Here is a 12,474-nt window from a genome sequence, read left to right as displayed (position 1 = left end):
TATGGTTTGTCTGTTCTGCCGTCCGGCTGTTACATTTATCGCCGGTTCTTTTCTCGCAGCGGGTTTTTTCGCTGTTATGCCTTTGACCGGTCATGCGGCATTTGCGCAGAGCTTTTCGGAAGTGGCCAAACCGGAAGTACCGGTGGAAGTGAATAATTATCCGCTTGATGAGAAATTTCTGACCAAGATGGAAGCCGCACAGGCCGAACTCAACACTATGGATATGTCCGGCAGCGGTGATGATGAGGCCGGTACAGGCGATCATTCACCAAAGGCGCTGGCTGCCCGCATTGAAAAGCAGCCGAAAGTGATGGCTGTGCTCGAAAAACACGGCCTGACCGCGCAGGATTATATTTACGGCTATTTCGCTCTGGTCAGCAGTGTAAGCGCTGTGGAATCTGAAAATGAAGAGCAGCTTGTTGATGAATTAAAAGGCATCAATCCGGCGCATATCACTTTCGGCAAACAATATATTGATCGTATCCATAAGCTGTTGGGCGAATAATTGACCCTCTGGGCATATTGCTGATCATTTCGTCTGCTCGAAACGTGTTGCGCGGACTTTAACCGTGCCGATCTGTGTGCCGACACTGGCGGCCACAGGGGCGTAAATTCCCGCACCCTGTTTATCCGTATTCAGCGAGGCAAAGCTGATAGTGATTTTGCTTTTGTCCGCCAGATAGCGCACGGATTTCTTGTCTTTTTCATAGCCGGAGACAGGGACAAATTTAGCATTGCAGGTGATTGCAGTGCCGTCGAAACCTTTGATCGAAAAGGCTTCAGTTCCTGCCGGACTTAACCGGATCTGCGCGCGTGTCTGCCCGTCAAAGATCTGTAATGTCCGGTTGCAGACTGCTGCGGCAGTGGGGCTGGTAATCATCATCGCGCTGATCGGATCAAAGACTGCTTTCAGATCATCGGGGCGGGTTTCCACCCACGGATCGTTTTTCCGGATCGGCGGCTGATTGTCGAAAGCACTGACCGAGCCGTTTTTGAAGCTGATGGCTGTGCGCTTGTGTTTTTTACCGCTGCGATAGGTGGTGAGATAAGAAACGGGCTGAACAGCGGCAGCAGCACCTTGCTTGCGCATATTGCCATTAATAGTGATGGAGCCTTTGGTACTGTCAAAAATACGGGCAACACCGGAGCTGTGAAAACTTCCGTCGAGTGCGTAAGCATTATTCGTGATTCTGGTGTTCAATTCGGAACGCGCGATTGTTATGCCGAAAACGGAAATACCATATTCCGTACGGTAGCCGGAATCAGCGGCAAAAGCGGTAGCGGGCATCACGGAGAGGGCAGAGAGAATTGCTGCTGCAAATATCCGGTTCTGACCGGTTGCGGTATGGATTCTTGCAGCCTTGTCCGTAAACATCATTCAGATCTCCCTGAGACTCACCTGAGCGGATAATGTGCAGCACCCAGTCTGAAAATGCAGAACTGGTGACTTTTATGCCCGCTATTTGTATGATAAAAGCGGCAAAATGCAGTCAATGACAGTCAATTCCTTGTCATTCCTGCAATTGAACCCGTAATCAGCTTGAAACGGCTTGACGGGAAGGGCTGCTTTCACTATAGAAACCCGACTTTCCCAATGGGCCGCTGTCCGATATTGCGCGCCGCGACATATCAATCACGGATTGATTATGATAGTAGCGAAGACGGTATCGGATATTTGTGCCGGGGCCTGAAACAGAATTTTGAAGGTGAGACCAATGTCCCGCGCTTGTGAACTGACCGGTAAAGCGGTCCTCTACGGCAACAATGTAAGCCATGCGAACAACAAGTCGCGTCGCCGTTATTTGCCAAATCTTTGCAATGTAACCCTGATGTCCGATGCAATGGGCCAGAGCTACCGTCTGCGTGTTACTGCGCATGCGCTGCGTACTGTTGAGCATCGCGGTGGTCTGGATGCATTCCTTGCGAAAGCTTCTGACAATGAACTGTCACAGCGCGCACGTCTGCTGAAGCGTCAGGTTGCCAAGAAACTGGCCGAAGTTGCTGCTTAATAGCTTTCACGGCTGAATTTAGTTTTGCTAAAGGCCGGTTCGTCCGGCCTTTTTGCTGGTTCCATTACCCAGGATAAAAAAATGCCTCTACAGCATAGTTCCGCTATTAAAGCGTTGATTTTTCCCGTTCTGGCCATGTGTGCGGCTGTCGCCGCCTCCAATATCCTTGTGCAATATCCGGTTCATTATTTCGGCTTGCAGAATATTCTTACCTATGGCGCATTCACTTATCCGTTCGCCTTTCTGGTCAATGATCTGACCAACCGCCGCTTTGGCCCGCAGCGCGCCCGTCAGGTCGTTTATGCCGGTTTTGCGCTGGGTGTTATCATGTCGATCTGGCTTGCAAGCCCGCGCCTTGCTGTGGCCTCAGGAAGTGCGTTCCTGTTCGCACAATTGCTGGATATCAGTGTGTTCAGCCGTTTGCGTCGTTTGCGCTGGTGGAAAGCACCGCTGGCGGCAGCGCTTTGCGGTTCTGTGCTGGATACGATCCTGTTCTTCTCGCTGGCTTTTGCGGCACCGTTCAGCATGCTTGATACGGCTTTCGGGCTGGCTGACAGCTCTATGACCGATCAGGTGCAGTGGTTTGGCCTTGCAATGCCGCTGTGGCTGTCTCTGGCGCTTGGTGACTTTGGTATCAAGGTTTTGATGAGTGTGGTGATGCTGGTGCCTTACGGAGCGATTCTGGCACTGTTTGCCCCGTCTATTTATGGTGCAGGTAAATCCGACGCTGCAAAACCGGCTATCCGGTAAGCACCTGCAGAACATGCATATCAAAAAAGCCTCCCGAAGAGATCATCCTCGGGAGGCTTTTTTATTCAGCTTTGCAAATCAGCGCCGTGCTGTCCGGCCTTTCGGCTGATCCTGATCGTCAAACAGCGAGGCGAGCTGCTCGGTCATCGCACCGGCCAGTTCTTCCGCGTCAACAATGGTCACCGCGCGCTGATAGTAGCGGGTCACATCGTGGCCGATACCAATCGCAATCAGCTCAATCGGTGAGCGGTTTTCGATTTCATCAATCACGGCGCGCAAATGACGTTCCAGATAATTGCCCGGATTAACCGACAGGGTCGAATCATCAACCGGCGCACCATCAGAAATCACCATCAGGATTTTGCGCTGTTCAGGACGGCCGAGCAGACGGTTATGCGCCCACATCAGCGCTTCACCGTCGATATTCTCTTTCAGCAAGCCTTCACGCATCATCAAGCCGAGATTGCGTCGTGCGCGACGCCAGGGGGCATCAGCGCCTTTATAAACAATGTGGCGCAGATCATTGAGGCGACCCGGCTGGGCAGGTTTGCCGCGATCGAGCCATGCCTCACGGGACTGGCCGCCTTTCCACGCTTTGGTGGTAAAGCCGAGAATCTCAACCTTCACACCGCAACGCTCCAGCGTACGTGCCAGAATATCGGCGCAGGTGGCAGCCACAGTAATCGGGCGTCCGCGCATCGAGCCGGAATTGTCGATAATCAGGCTCACAACCGTATCGCGAAAATTGGTATCGCGTTCGGTTTTGAAAGACAGCGGCTGAGTCGGGTCAATCACCACACGCACCAGCTTGGCGCTGTCGAGATGACCTTCTTCCAGATCAAACAGCCATGAGCGGTTTTGCTGCGCCATCAGACGGCGCTGCAGTCGGTTGGCGAGACGTCCGACCACGCCTTGCAAATTCGCAAGCTGCTTGTCGAGGAAACCACGCAGACGATCCAGTTCCGCATCATCGCAGAGATCGGTTGCTTCTACGATCTCGTCAAATTCACGGGTGAAAACTTTATAGTCATGATGCTTGTCGAAATCGGAAAACGGCTGGTTAGACCGGCGCGCTTCGCCCGGTGTTTCCGCATCTTCCTCTTCACCGTCATCAGCATCTTCATAGGCGGCATCTTCAGCTTCAAGATCGCCGCGCTCACGGTCATCATTGGTATCTTCAGAACTGTCGCCGTCGCCGGACTGGTTTTCTGCATCTTCTTCTGATGCACCTTCCTGCGATTCTTCCGGATCAGCCTGTTCTTCCTGTTGACTTTCCTCGTCGTCGCTCTCGGATGGTTCGGCCAGTTCTTCAGCCATATCCAGTGCAACCAGCATTTCACGCACCAGGCGGGCATAATCCTGCTGGCTGTTCAGACGGTCACTGAGCGTTTCAAGGCGGTCGCCGATTTTGTCTTCAATCCAGTCGCGCCACAGCTCAACCACATTGCCCGCCTGTACAGGCGGACGGTAGCCGGTGAGTTTCTCACGAACCAGAAGGGAGATAGCTTCTTCAATCGGCGCATCATCACGCGAGGTAATCGCGGAATAATTTGCACGGCTGTATTTGTCAGCCAGCATGGCCGACAGATTGCTTGCCACGCCTTCCATAGCCAGAGCGCCGATCGCTTCAACGCGGGCCTGTTCTACGGCGTCATAAATAGCGCGGGCTTGACTCCCCTGCGGTGCAAGCTGCGCATGAATGCGCGGATCATGACGTGCATGACGCAGCGCCATCGAGTCACCAAGACCACGGATGATGGAAATATCTTCTGCAGTCGGGCGCTTTGGCAGATCCGGCAGACGGGCATGATTGCCGGTCAGTGCCGGACGGTCATGGCTGAAGCCGACCTCAAATTCATTGCTGCCGGCGATTGCACGCACACAGGCTGTGACCGCGCGTTTGAAAGGTTCGGAATCGACCGGACCTTTAGGACGTTCGCGTGTGTTATCGCCGGGGCCTGCCATGATGAAACTGCCTTATATCAGAAGAACTTAACCTTGTTTCGCTGTCTTAATGAAGCGAGAGCGCCCCTGTGATGACAGGGACGCTTTGTGCGTTTTATGCAAGCACGACATTAACTGCGGATTCAGGCAGTTCCTGTCCGAAAGCACGCTGGTAGAACTCAGCAACAATCGGGCGCTCCAGCTCGTCGCATTTGTTCAGGAAGGTTAAGCGGAATGCAAAGCCGACATCGGTGAAAATATTGGCATTTTCAGACCATGTAATCACAGTACGCGGGCTCATAACGGTCGACAGGTCGCCATTGATGAAAGCCTGACGGGTCATATCTGCAACGCGAACCATTTTCGAGACGATCTCACGGCCTTCCGCATTCTGGTAATGCTTGGACTTGGCGAGAATGATCTCAACTTCATTGTCATGCGGCAGATAGTTCAGCGTGGTGACGATCGACCAACGGTCCATCTGCGCCTGATTGATCTGCTGGGTGCCGTGGTAAAGACCAGTGGTGTCACCGAGACCGACAGTGTTCGCGGTTGCAAACATGCGGAATGCCGGATGCGGATTGATAACGCGGCTCTGATCGAGCAGGGTCAGACGGCCGGACGATTCCAGAACACGCTGGATAACGAACATCACGTCCGGACGACCGGCATCATATTCGTCGAAAACCAGAGCAACATTGTTCTGATAGGCCCATGGCAGAATACCGTCTTTAAATTCGGTAACCTGCATACCGTCTTTGACGACGATGGCATCTTTACCGATCAGATCAATACGGCTGACATGGCTGTCGAGATTGACGCGAACGCAAGGCCAGTTCAGACGGGCAGCAACCTGTTCAATATGGGTGGATTTACCGGTGCCGTGGTAGCCGGAAACCATAACGCGGCGGTTATAGGCAAAGCCGGCGAGAATCGCCAAGGTTGTCTGGCGGTCAAAAATGTAATCCGGATCTGCATCCGGTACATGCGGATCTTTTTTGCTGTAAGCGGGCACGATCATATCGGAATCAATCCCGAACACGTCACGCACCGATACAGTTGTGTCCGGCATATTGTTTATGTCGAGATCAACCTTGCTCATCATGCCTCCTGAGCGGCGCCTGCATGCCGCTGTATCATCATATGTTCAGAGAGCCTTTCCCTTTTCCTGCAGCGGAAAACCCCTCTATCGCTTTCTGTTCGTCTTGGCTCAGTTCTTCCGGCACAAACAGTTCCGGTTTTTGCTGAAACTGTCTGAAGTGCTGTGCCGGTGTAGTTGTTTCGGCAGGTTAACAGGGAACGAAAGTTTTTTGCTTCCGTAAATTCCCTTTGTTCCCTGCAAATAATCTTTGTTTTACCGCATGTCTTTCACCCAAAACCGGTATCCGTTTTCGGGCAGCATGCTTTAGTCTTTGCCTGTTTAGCAAAAACCTGCGGTCTTTAGCAATTGATAAGCTTGCACAACTTCGCGGAAACGTTCTTCCGAACCGCGATCGCCGCCATTGGCATCCGGATGATGCTGCTTTACCAGCTCTTTATAGCGCGATTTGATCGCGTCACTGGTCGAATTTGCCGCAATGCCCAGGGTCGCAAAAGCCTTGGATTCGAGCGGACGCGGGCGTCTGGTCGGGGTTGCCGCTTCCGCACGGGCGCGTGTTTGTTCAAAGAGGTTCAGCGGATCACGGATCTTGTTGTGATAGGCTGCAGTGCCTGAACGCATACGGGCAAATTGCGGGGCTGACTGGCGCGAAGTGGAGTTTTTGGTAGTTGTCCATGTCGGACGGTCACCAACGGCTGCATTCTTCTGGAACTTGGCGATTTCCTCATCGCTAAGACCGGAGAAAGCATTGAAGTTTTTATTATATTCGCGGACGTGATCCAGACAGAAGTGCAGATAAAGACCTTCACGCGCACCGCCCGCAGGCGCTTTGTGTGTTCCGGTTTCTTCGCATCCTTCCCACTGGCACTGCGGGCCAGCCGGTTTTTTGTCTTCCTTGCGGGAACGGATACGGATGCTGTCAAAAAATTTTGAATTCGTTGCCATGATATCAATATTACGGGGTCAGATCTGATGATACAAGAATTGACATTTCACGACGCATGACCGAACCCTGCGGGGCCGAGAGTCGAAGCGGACGTGAAATCGGGATTTAGCTGCATTATGTATACCGGAATGGTAACGCATGCACATAACATAGTCCCTATATGGGGGCAGGAGAGCAGAATGTCTATTCCTTTGACGCGTCAAGAACGGATTACCGCAAAACTATCTGAGGCTTTTCAGCCTGTGTTGCTTGATGTCATCAATGAAAGTCATCTTCATGCCGGTCATCATCACACAGACGGCGGTCATGAGGAAGTGTTCGACGGTACCGGTGAAACACATTACCGCGTTATAATTGTGGCAGAGGCTTTTACAGGTTTGAGCCGCGTTGACCGTCATCGTGCGATCAATGCGCAGCTGGATGAAGAATTGCAGAGCGGTCTGCATGCGATTGCGCTGGAACCGAGCGCACCGGGGGAGCCGACCCGCCGTACCCGCAAACCGGCCTGATTATTCAAAACAAGTAACCGCAGACTTCCGGTTACTTGTTTCCTTTGTCATCTGCTGTTATGAGGCAGCAGTGAGCTTTTGGCTCTTCCGTAAGCGTTTAACGTTAAGCAACGCATCCATGCCGGTCTTACACCGGACAAGCTCCTGTCTCGGGCGGGAGGGATGTGCTGATGTGTAAGACCGCAAATTTACGGAAATGATTATGCAATCTTCCAAATCTGTTCCTGCTTTTCCGAAGCTTCCGGCACGTTACATTCCGGTTGTGATGCCTTTTATTCTCTCTGTCCTGATGACTTTTGTTGTGTCTCTGATTGCGACGCTAAAAAACCTCGGGTTCAGGGCTGATCTTTTATCGCACTGGATGCCCGCATGGGGCTTGTCGTGGATCGTGGCGTTTCCGGTATTGTTGCTGGTGCTGCCACTGGTGCGGCGGCTCGTCGGCATTGTGTGCCACAAGCCATAAAGGCTTAAACAAAAACCGGCCGCAAAACTCATTTGCGACCGGTTTTTTAAATTGATGATACGGAGTTTTAAGCCAGTTTTTCCTGCAGGAAAGCCTCTACATCAGCCGCATTCACATCTTTGGCGATGAAAGACTGGCCAAGACCACGGGTCAGGATGAAAGTCAGCGAACCGCGCGACACTTTCTTGTCCTGTGCAATATAAGACATCAGCACATCTGCGGAAGGCAGTCCGGCAATCTCTTTCATGGAAACCGGCAGGCCGACAGCTTTCAAATGCTTTTCTACCCGCACAGCAATATCTTCTGAAATCAGACCGAGACGTGCAGAGAATTGATGCGCCAGTACCATGCCGATGGCAACGGCTTCACCATGCACAAGGCGTGAGGAATCATAATTGGTGGCAGTTTCCAATGCGTGGCCGAATGTATGGCCGAGATTGAGCAAGGCACGATCGCCGGTTTCACGCTCATCGCGGGCAACAACGGCTGCCTTGGCGCGGCAGGAGGTAGCAATGGCCTGCTGGCGTGCAGCACCGCCTGCAAAGACATCCTGCCAGTTATTTTCCAGCCATTCGAAAAATTCCGGCTGGTCAATCAGACCATATTTGGCAACTTCTGCATAACCGGCAGCGAATTCACGCTTGCTCAGCGTGTCGAGAATATCCGTATCGGCCAGCACCAGTTGCGGTTGATTGAAAACGCCGACAAGATTTTTACCGTAAGCGGTGTTGATGCCGGTTTTGCCACCGACAGAAGAATCAACCTGCGCCAGCAATGAAGTCGGAATCTGGATGAAATTCATGCCACGGCGAACAATACCGGCAACGAAACCGGCGAGATCACCGATCACACCGCCGCCCAGAGCAATAACAGCATCACCGCGCTCGAGACGGGCTTTGAGAATGTCATTGGTCACAGTTTCAAGCGTGGCAAAGCCTTTGGATTTTTCACCGGCTGCAACCACAACCGGTGTCGCATTAATACCGGCGGCTTCCAATGCGTCGAGCAGCGACGGCAGATGCAGCTTGGCAAGATTTTCATCGGTGACCACAGCCGCACGGATGCCCGGCAGACGTGCAGCAATTTCCTGACCGGCGCGGGCAATCAGACCGCTGCCGATCAGAATGTCATAAGAGCGGTCTCCCAGTGATACATGAACGGTTTCGGTTGCAACATGTCCGGTAGATGTCATGGGAGATACTCGTGATTATGATTTAGTCTTGGATTGGTTCGGTCTTGCGTAAATGATCGAGCAGCAAGGTGATGACTTCCTGTGCAATCACTTCACGTTTTTCATCGCGGGAGATGATGCTCAGATCAGCTGTGGCATAGACCGGATAACGTTCGGTCATCAGCTTCTGCATCACTGCACGCGGATCGTCATTTTTCAAAAGCGGACGATCCTGACGGCGTAAAACGCGCTCCATCAGCACATCCAGTTCCGCATTGAGCCAGACGGAAATACCGGCAGAAGCAATATTCTCGCGGGTCTGTTCATTCATGAAAGCGCCGCCGCCGGTTGCGAGGATCATTGATCCGCCTTCCAGCAGGCGCTGCATAACACGGCGTTCAAGATCGCGGAATTCCGGCTCGCCATAGGAGGCAAATAATTCAGTAACGCTCATACGGGAGACATTTTCGATTTCCGTATCGAGATCGAAAAACGGCAAATCCAGCATTGCGGCCATTTTCTTGCCGATGGTGGATTTTCCTGCTCCCATAAGTCCGACAAGCACCACAGGGCGCTGGTTCAGGAGGGCTTTAATTTCATCGGCCTGACTGCGCAAATGCGTCTGGTCAGCTTTTTTATTTGGGTTCGGCATCGTCTTCTTCTCGTGACGGTGCTTCCATTTGAAACACTTGAGTAAAGTCAATCGCTGCTGATCTGCGGCTTGTCAAGAAAGATCGGAGATTTTCTGCCGCTATTGATGGTGCTTAAGGATGCGCACGGGGGTGTGCTTTGTCGTAAATTTCTAGCAGGCGATCGGTATCCACGCCGGTATAGACCTGTGTAGTGGAAAGGCTGGCATGGCCAAGCAGTTCCTGAATGGTGCGCAGATCGCCGCCGCGCGCCAGAAGATGGGTGGCAAAAGAATGCCGCAAAGCATGGGGTGTTGCAGTTTCCGGCAGGTTTAGCGCGGAGCGCATTTTCTGCATTTCGCGCTGGATGATACCGGCATGGAGTGCACCACCTTTAGCACCGCGAAACAGTGGTGTAGTGCCGTTCAAATGAAAGGGGCAGAGGCGGCGATATTCGGCAATTGCCTGATGAACCGCAGGCAGCAGCGGTACAAGACGGCTTTTGCCGCCTTTACCCTGAATTGTAAGCGAACGGGCAGTTGTATCAGCTACCGCATCCGGTGTCAGGCCAAGGGCTTCGGAAATACGCAAGCCGCAGCCATAGAGTAAAGTAAGCACAGCGGCATTGCGTGCGGCAATCCATGGCTCTTCCGCCAGCTGTTGCTGTGTGTTGACAACCCGCAAAGCTGCATCAGCCGACAAAGGTTTGGGCAGAGATTTCGGCTGGCGCGGGGCACGAATGGCACTGGCACCGGCTGCATTTGCCAGTCCTTGCTTTTCCAAGTATCGCAGCAACGAGCGGACACCGGCAAGACCGCGCCCGAGAGTGCGGGCGCCTGCGCCGTCATTACGGCGTGAGGCCAGATAGGAGCGCAAATCTGCAATGCGTAAATTCGAGACATCTTTCAAAGCCGGTGGTGTGCCCAGATGGCCGGTCATGAATTGCAGAAACTGACGGGTATCGCGCTCATAGGCATCCAGCGTATGGGCGGCCAGTCTGCGGCTGTTGGTTAAGCTGCCAAGCCAGTCCTGACGCGCCTGATTGAGGTCGGGCGCAGCGATAATCAGAAATTCTGCTTTTGAGGTTTCTGTTTTGGCCGTTTGCATGGATTGAATCTGTAATCCGGTTATCTTAATAAAAATAGAGTTTCTCACGGCGAGGTTACGGAACCGTTGCCACCACAGTTTAAGGTTTTTCATGTCTTCTCAGAAAAAAGGCAGTCCGGTGCGGGTTGCAAATCTTGATAATCCGGTTCAGCTCGCCGTTATCGGCGCTGCCCATGGCATCAAAGGGGAAGTGCGCGTTAAAACCTATACGGGCGACCCTATGGATCTGGGCTCCTATGGTCTGCTTTATGATGCGTCCGGTAAAAGCTATGAAGTGCTGTCGATCCGCCCGAGCAAAACTGTGGTCGTGGTGCGCTTTGCCGGTGTTGAGGATCGCAATGCGGCGGAAGCGCTGAATGGTAAAGAGCTCTATGTCGATCATGCGCAGCTGCCGCAGGATCTTGATGAGGACGAATTTTATTACACCGATCTGATCGGCCTTGCCGTGCGCGACAGCGCAGGCGTGTCCTATGGTAAAGTCTCTGCCGTGTTTAATTTCGGTGGCGGTGATGTGCTGGAAATCAAAGAAAGCGGCAAAAAGCCGGTTATGATCCCGTTCACACTGACTTCTGTACCGGAAATCCTGATGGAAGAAGGCGCGATTCTGATTGATCCGCTGGCGGCAGGTCTTGTTGATGATGGTTCAACCTCTGCGGATGAAGAGGGCGATGAGCCTGAGGCACCTGAGACTGATGATGACGGATGGGCGCGGTAATGAGTTTCAAAGCATCTGTCCTGACCCTTTATCCTGAGATGTTTCCGGGGCCTTTGGGCGCTGCGCTTGCAGGCCGCGCCTTGCGCGATGATAAATGGCAGCTTGAAACCGTCCAGATCAGAGATTTTGCGCTCGATAAACACCGGATGGTTGATGACACGCCGGCTGGCGGCAGTGCCGGTATGGTGATGAAGCCGGATGTTGTGGCGCGTGCGCTTGATAGCCTAGAACAGGATAACCGCCCGCGTATTCTGATGAGCCCGCGGGGAAGGCCGCTGACACAGGATCTGGTGCGCGAACTGGCGAGCGGCGAGGGTGCAGTGATTCTCTGCGGTCGTTTTGAAGGCGTGGATGAACGGGTTATTGAAGCACGCAACCTGATGGAAGTATCAGTCGGCGATTATATTCTCTCCGGCGGTGAAACCGGTGCGCTGGTGCTGCTTGATGCGATTGTCCGCCTGATTCCGGGTGTGATGGGCAATCATGAATCCGGTGAGACCGAGAGTTTTGAAACCGGCCTGCTTGAGCATCCGCATTATACCCGCCCGCAGGAATGGGAAGGGCGCTCTATTCCCGCTGTGCTGACTTCCGGTAATCATAAGGCTGTCGATCAATGGCGGTTGGAAGAAGCCAAACGCATTACCCGCGAGCGCCGTCCCGATTTGTGGGAGGCCTATCAGAACAGGAGTAAATAATGCAGATTCTGAGACGTGCGGAATATGCAGCTATTTTGCTGATTGCTCTGGGGTTTTATGCGCAAAGCGGTGAGGGCTGGTGGTGGTTTGCGCTGTTGTTTCTGGTGCCTGACATTACTATGGCAGGCTATGTATTTGGCAACCATATTGGTGCGCTGGTCTATAATGCCGGTCACAGTTTTCTGAGTGTGGCCGCGCTTGGCCTGCTGATGTATGTGTCAGGGCAGCAATGGTTGTGGCCTTATGTGCTGATCTGGACTGCGCATATCGCTTTTGACCGGATGCTGGGCTACGGGCTGAAATATGCGTCTTCTTTTCAGGATACGCATTTGGGACGGATCGGTCGCAACTGAATCAGAACTTCTTGCAGAGTTGAGTTGATTCACGGGCGGTAATGGTGTATTGCCGCCTCACATTTCGGGATTTCCTGAAATCCG

Annotated in this window: 15 protein-coding genes; 8 read left to right on the top strand and 7 right to left on the bottom strand. The window is 52.9% G+C overall.

All coding sequences use genetic code 11. The annotated features are described in order from the left end of the window. Position 1: 1 nt before the first annotated feature. Positions 2 to 505 (top strand): hypothetical protein, encoded by a 504-nt coding sequence (locus tag LDL70_RS14875; RefSeq protein WP_225685427.1) that lies wholly within the window; start codon positions 2 to 4, stop codon positions 503 to 505. Between the two features lie 24 nt (positions 506 to 529). Here LDL70_RS14875 and LDL70_RS14870 read toward each other — a convergent pair whose 3' ends face one another. Further along, the gene (locus LDL70_RS14870) at positions 530 to 1,378 is read right to left on the bottom strand and encodes a DUF3108 domain-containing protein (RefSeq protein WP_225685425.1); all 849 of its coding nucleotides are present in this window, start codon (positions 1,376 to 1,378) and stop codon (positions 530 to 532) included. Positions 1,379 to 1,715: 337 nt separating this feature from the next. Between LDL70_RS14870 and rpmB the strand changes: the two genes are divergently transcribed. Both rpmB and LDL70_RS14860 read left to right on the top strand, forming a co-directional pair. Then, on the top strand, positions 1,716 to 2,009 hold the full coding sequence (rpmB, locus tag LDL70_RS14865) for a 50S ribosomal protein L28 (protein ID WP_225685422.1): 294 nt from the start codon (positions 1,716 to 1,718) through the stop codon (positions 2,007 to 2,009). A gap of 81 nt (positions 2,010 to 2,090) precedes the next feature. Next, a complete protein-coding gene (locus tag LDL70_RS14860) occupies positions 2,091 to 2,759 on the top strand; it encodes a VUT family protein (protein WP_225685420.1) in 669 nt (222 codons plus the stop codon). A 78-nt stretch (positions 2,760 to 2,837) separates the two neighbouring features. Here LDL70_RS14860 and cobT read toward each other — a convergent pair whose 3' ends face one another. The 3 genes from cobT to LDL70_RS14845 all read right to left on the bottom strand — a co-directional run bounded on the left by cobT (position 2,838) and on the right by LDL70_RS14845 (position 6,747). Next, the gene (gene cobT / locus LDL70_RS14855) at positions 2,838 to 4,724 is read right to left on the bottom strand and encodes a cobaltochelatase subunit CobT (protein ID WP_225685418.1); all 1,887 of its coding nucleotides are present in this window, start codon (positions 4,722 to 4,724) and stop codon (positions 2,838 to 2,840) included. A gap of 94 nt (positions 4,725 to 4,818) precedes the next feature. Further along, the gene (gene cobS / locus LDL70_RS14850; RefSeq protein ID WP_022709759.1) at positions 4,819 to 5,805 is read right to left on the bottom strand and encodes a cobaltochelatase subunit CobS; all 987 of its coding nucleotides are present in this window, start codon (positions 5,803 to 5,805) and stop codon (positions 4,819 to 4,821) included. Between the two features lie 318 nt (positions 5,806 to 6,123). Continuing rightward, positions 6,124 to 6,747, bottom strand: a complete 624-nt coding sequence (locus LDL70_RS14845; protein ID WP_022709758.1) for a J domain-containing protein — start codon at positions 6,745 to 6,747, stop codon at positions 6,124 to 6,126. Positions 6,748 to 6,927: 180 nt separating this feature from the next. Between LDL70_RS14845 and LDL70_RS14840 the strand changes: the two genes are divergently transcribed. Both LDL70_RS14840 and LDL70_RS14835 read left to right on the top strand, forming a co-directional pair. Continuing rightward, on the top strand, positions 6,928 to 7,257 hold the full coding sequence (locus tag LDL70_RS14840; RefSeq protein ID WP_022709757.1) for a BolA family transcriptional regulator: 330 nt from the start codon (positions 6,928 to 6,930) through the stop codon (positions 7,255 to 7,257). Positions 7,258 to 7,459: 202 nt separating this feature from the next. Then, positions 7,460 to 7,720: a DUF2798 domain-containing protein gene (locus LDL70_RS14835; RefSeq protein WP_022709756.1), complete on the top strand. Its 261-nt coding sequence runs from the start codon at positions 7,460 to 7,462 to the stop codon at positions 7,718 to 7,720. A gap of 67 nt (positions 7,721 to 7,787) precedes the next feature. Here the strand turns inward: LDL70_RS14835 and aroB are convergent, their stop codons facing one another. The 3 genes from aroB to LDL70_RS14820 all read right to left on the bottom strand — a co-directional run bounded on the left by aroB (position 7,788) and on the right by LDL70_RS14820 (position 10,627). Further along, the gene (gene aroB, locus LDL70_RS14830) at positions 7,788 to 8,912 is read right to left on the bottom strand and encodes a 3-dehydroquinate synthase (RefSeq protein ID WP_225685408.1); all 1,125 of its coding nucleotides are present in this window, start codon (positions 8,910 to 8,912) and stop codon (positions 7,788 to 7,790) included. A gap of 22 nt (positions 8,913 to 8,934) precedes the next feature. Beyond that, on the bottom strand, positions 8,935 to 9,543 hold the full coding sequence (locus LDL70_RS14825; protein ID WP_022709754.1) for a shikimate kinase: 609 nt from the start codon (positions 9,541 to 9,543) through the stop codon (positions 8,935 to 8,937). A gap of 112 nt (positions 9,544 to 9,655) precedes the next feature. Continuing rightward, positions 9,656 to 10,627, bottom strand: coding sequence for a tyrosine recombinase XerC (locus LDL70_RS14820; RefSeq protein ID WP_225685406.1), 972 nt, complete (start codon positions 10,625 to 10,627; stop codon positions 9,656 to 9,658). Positions 10,628 to 10,718: 91 nt separating this feature from the next. On the opposite strand from LDL70_RS14820, the gene rimM reads away from it, so the two are divergent. The 3 genes from rimM to LDL70_RS14805 are packed head-to-tail and all read left to right on the top strand — an operon-like array spanning position 10,719 to position 12,390. Then, positions 10,719 to 11,342, top strand: coding sequence for a ribosome maturation factor RimM (gene rimM / locus LDL70_RS14815; RefSeq protein ID WP_225685404.1), 624 nt, complete (start codon positions 10,719 to 10,721; stop codon positions 11,340 to 11,342). Continuing rightward, complete coding sequence (trmD, locus tag LDL70_RS14810; protein WP_225685393.1) at positions 11,342 to 12,037, top strand: tRNA (guanosine(37)-N1)-methyltransferase TrmD; 696 nt, start codon at positions 11,342 to 11,344, stop codon at positions 12,035 to 12,037. Before rimM ends, trmD begins: the two co-directional genes overlap by 1 nt. Continuing rightward, positions 12,037 to 12,390, top strand: a complete 354-nt coding sequence (locus LDL70_RS14805; RefSeq protein ID WP_225685391.1) for a DUF4260 domain-containing protein — start codon at positions 12,037 to 12,039, stop codon at positions 12,388 to 12,390. Before trmD ends, LDL70_RS14805 begins: the two co-directional genes overlap by 1 nt. Positions 12,391 to 12,474 lie beyond the last annotated feature (84 nt).

It is taken from the genome of Pseudochrobactrum sp. XF203 (assembly GCF_020341615.1).
Classification (GTDB): Bacteria; Pseudomonadota; Alphaproteobacteria; order Rhizobiales; family Rhizobiaceae; genus Pseudochrobactrum; species Pseudochrobactrum saccharolyticum.
This window is presented reverse-complemented; position numbering and strand designations above follow the sequence as displayed.

Coding starts and splice junctions, on each gene's coding strand:
- LDL70_RS14875 (WP_225685427.1), top strand. CDS start 2: ATGGTTTGTCTGTTCTGCCGTCCGGCTGTTACATTTATCGCCGGTTCT.
- LDL70_RS14870 (WP_225685425.1), bottom strand. CDS start 1,378: ATGATGTTTACGGACAAGGCTGCAAGAATCCATACCGCAACCGGTCAG.
- rpmB (WP_225685422.1), top strand. CDS start 1,716: ATGTCCCGCGCTTGTGAACTGACCGGTAAAGCGGTCCTCTACGGCAAC.
- LDL70_RS14860 (WP_225685420.1), top strand. CDS start 2,091: ATGCCTCTACAGCATAGTTCCGCTATTAAAGCGTTGATTTTTCCCGTT.
- cobT (WP_225685418.1), bottom strand. CDS start 4,724: ATGGCAGGCCCCGGCGATAACACACGCGAACGTCCTAAAGGTCCGGTC.
- cobS (WP_022709759.1), bottom strand. CDS start 5,805: ATGAGCAAGGTTGATCTCGACATAAACAATATGCCGGACACAACTGTA.
- LDL70_RS14845 (WP_022709758.1), bottom strand. CDS start 6,747: ATGGCAACGAATTCAAAATTTTTTGACAGCATCCGTATCCGTTCCCGC.
- LDL70_RS14840 (WP_022709757.1), top strand. CDS start 6,928: ATGTCTATTCCTTTGACGCGTCAAGAACGGATTACCGCAAAACTATCT.
- LDL70_RS14835 (WP_022709756.1), top strand. CDS start 7,460: ATGCAATCTTCCAAATCTGTTCCTGCTTTTCCGAAGCTTCCGGCACGT.
- aroB (WP_225685408.1), bottom strand. CDS start 8,912: ATGACATCTACCGGACATGTTGCAACCGAAACCGTTCATGTATCACTG.
- LDL70_RS14825 (WP_022709754.1), bottom strand. CDS start 9,543: ATGCCGAACCCAAATAAAAAAGCTGACCAGACGCATTTGCGCAGTCAG.
- LDL70_RS14820 (WP_225685406.1), bottom strand. CDS start 10,627: ATGCAAACGGCCAAAACAGAAACCTCAAAAGCAGAATTTCTGATTATC.
- rimM (WP_225685404.1), top strand. CDS start 10,719: ATGTCTTCTCAGAAAAAAGGCAGTCCGGTGCGGGTTGCAAATCTTGAT.
- trmD (WP_225685393.1), top strand. CDS start 11,342: ATGAGTTTCAAAGCATCTGTCCTGACCCTTTATCCTGAGATGTTTCCG.
- LDL70_RS14805 (WP_225685391.1), top strand. CDS start 12,037: ATGCAGATTCTGAGACGTGCGGAATATGCAGCTATTTTGCTGATTGCT.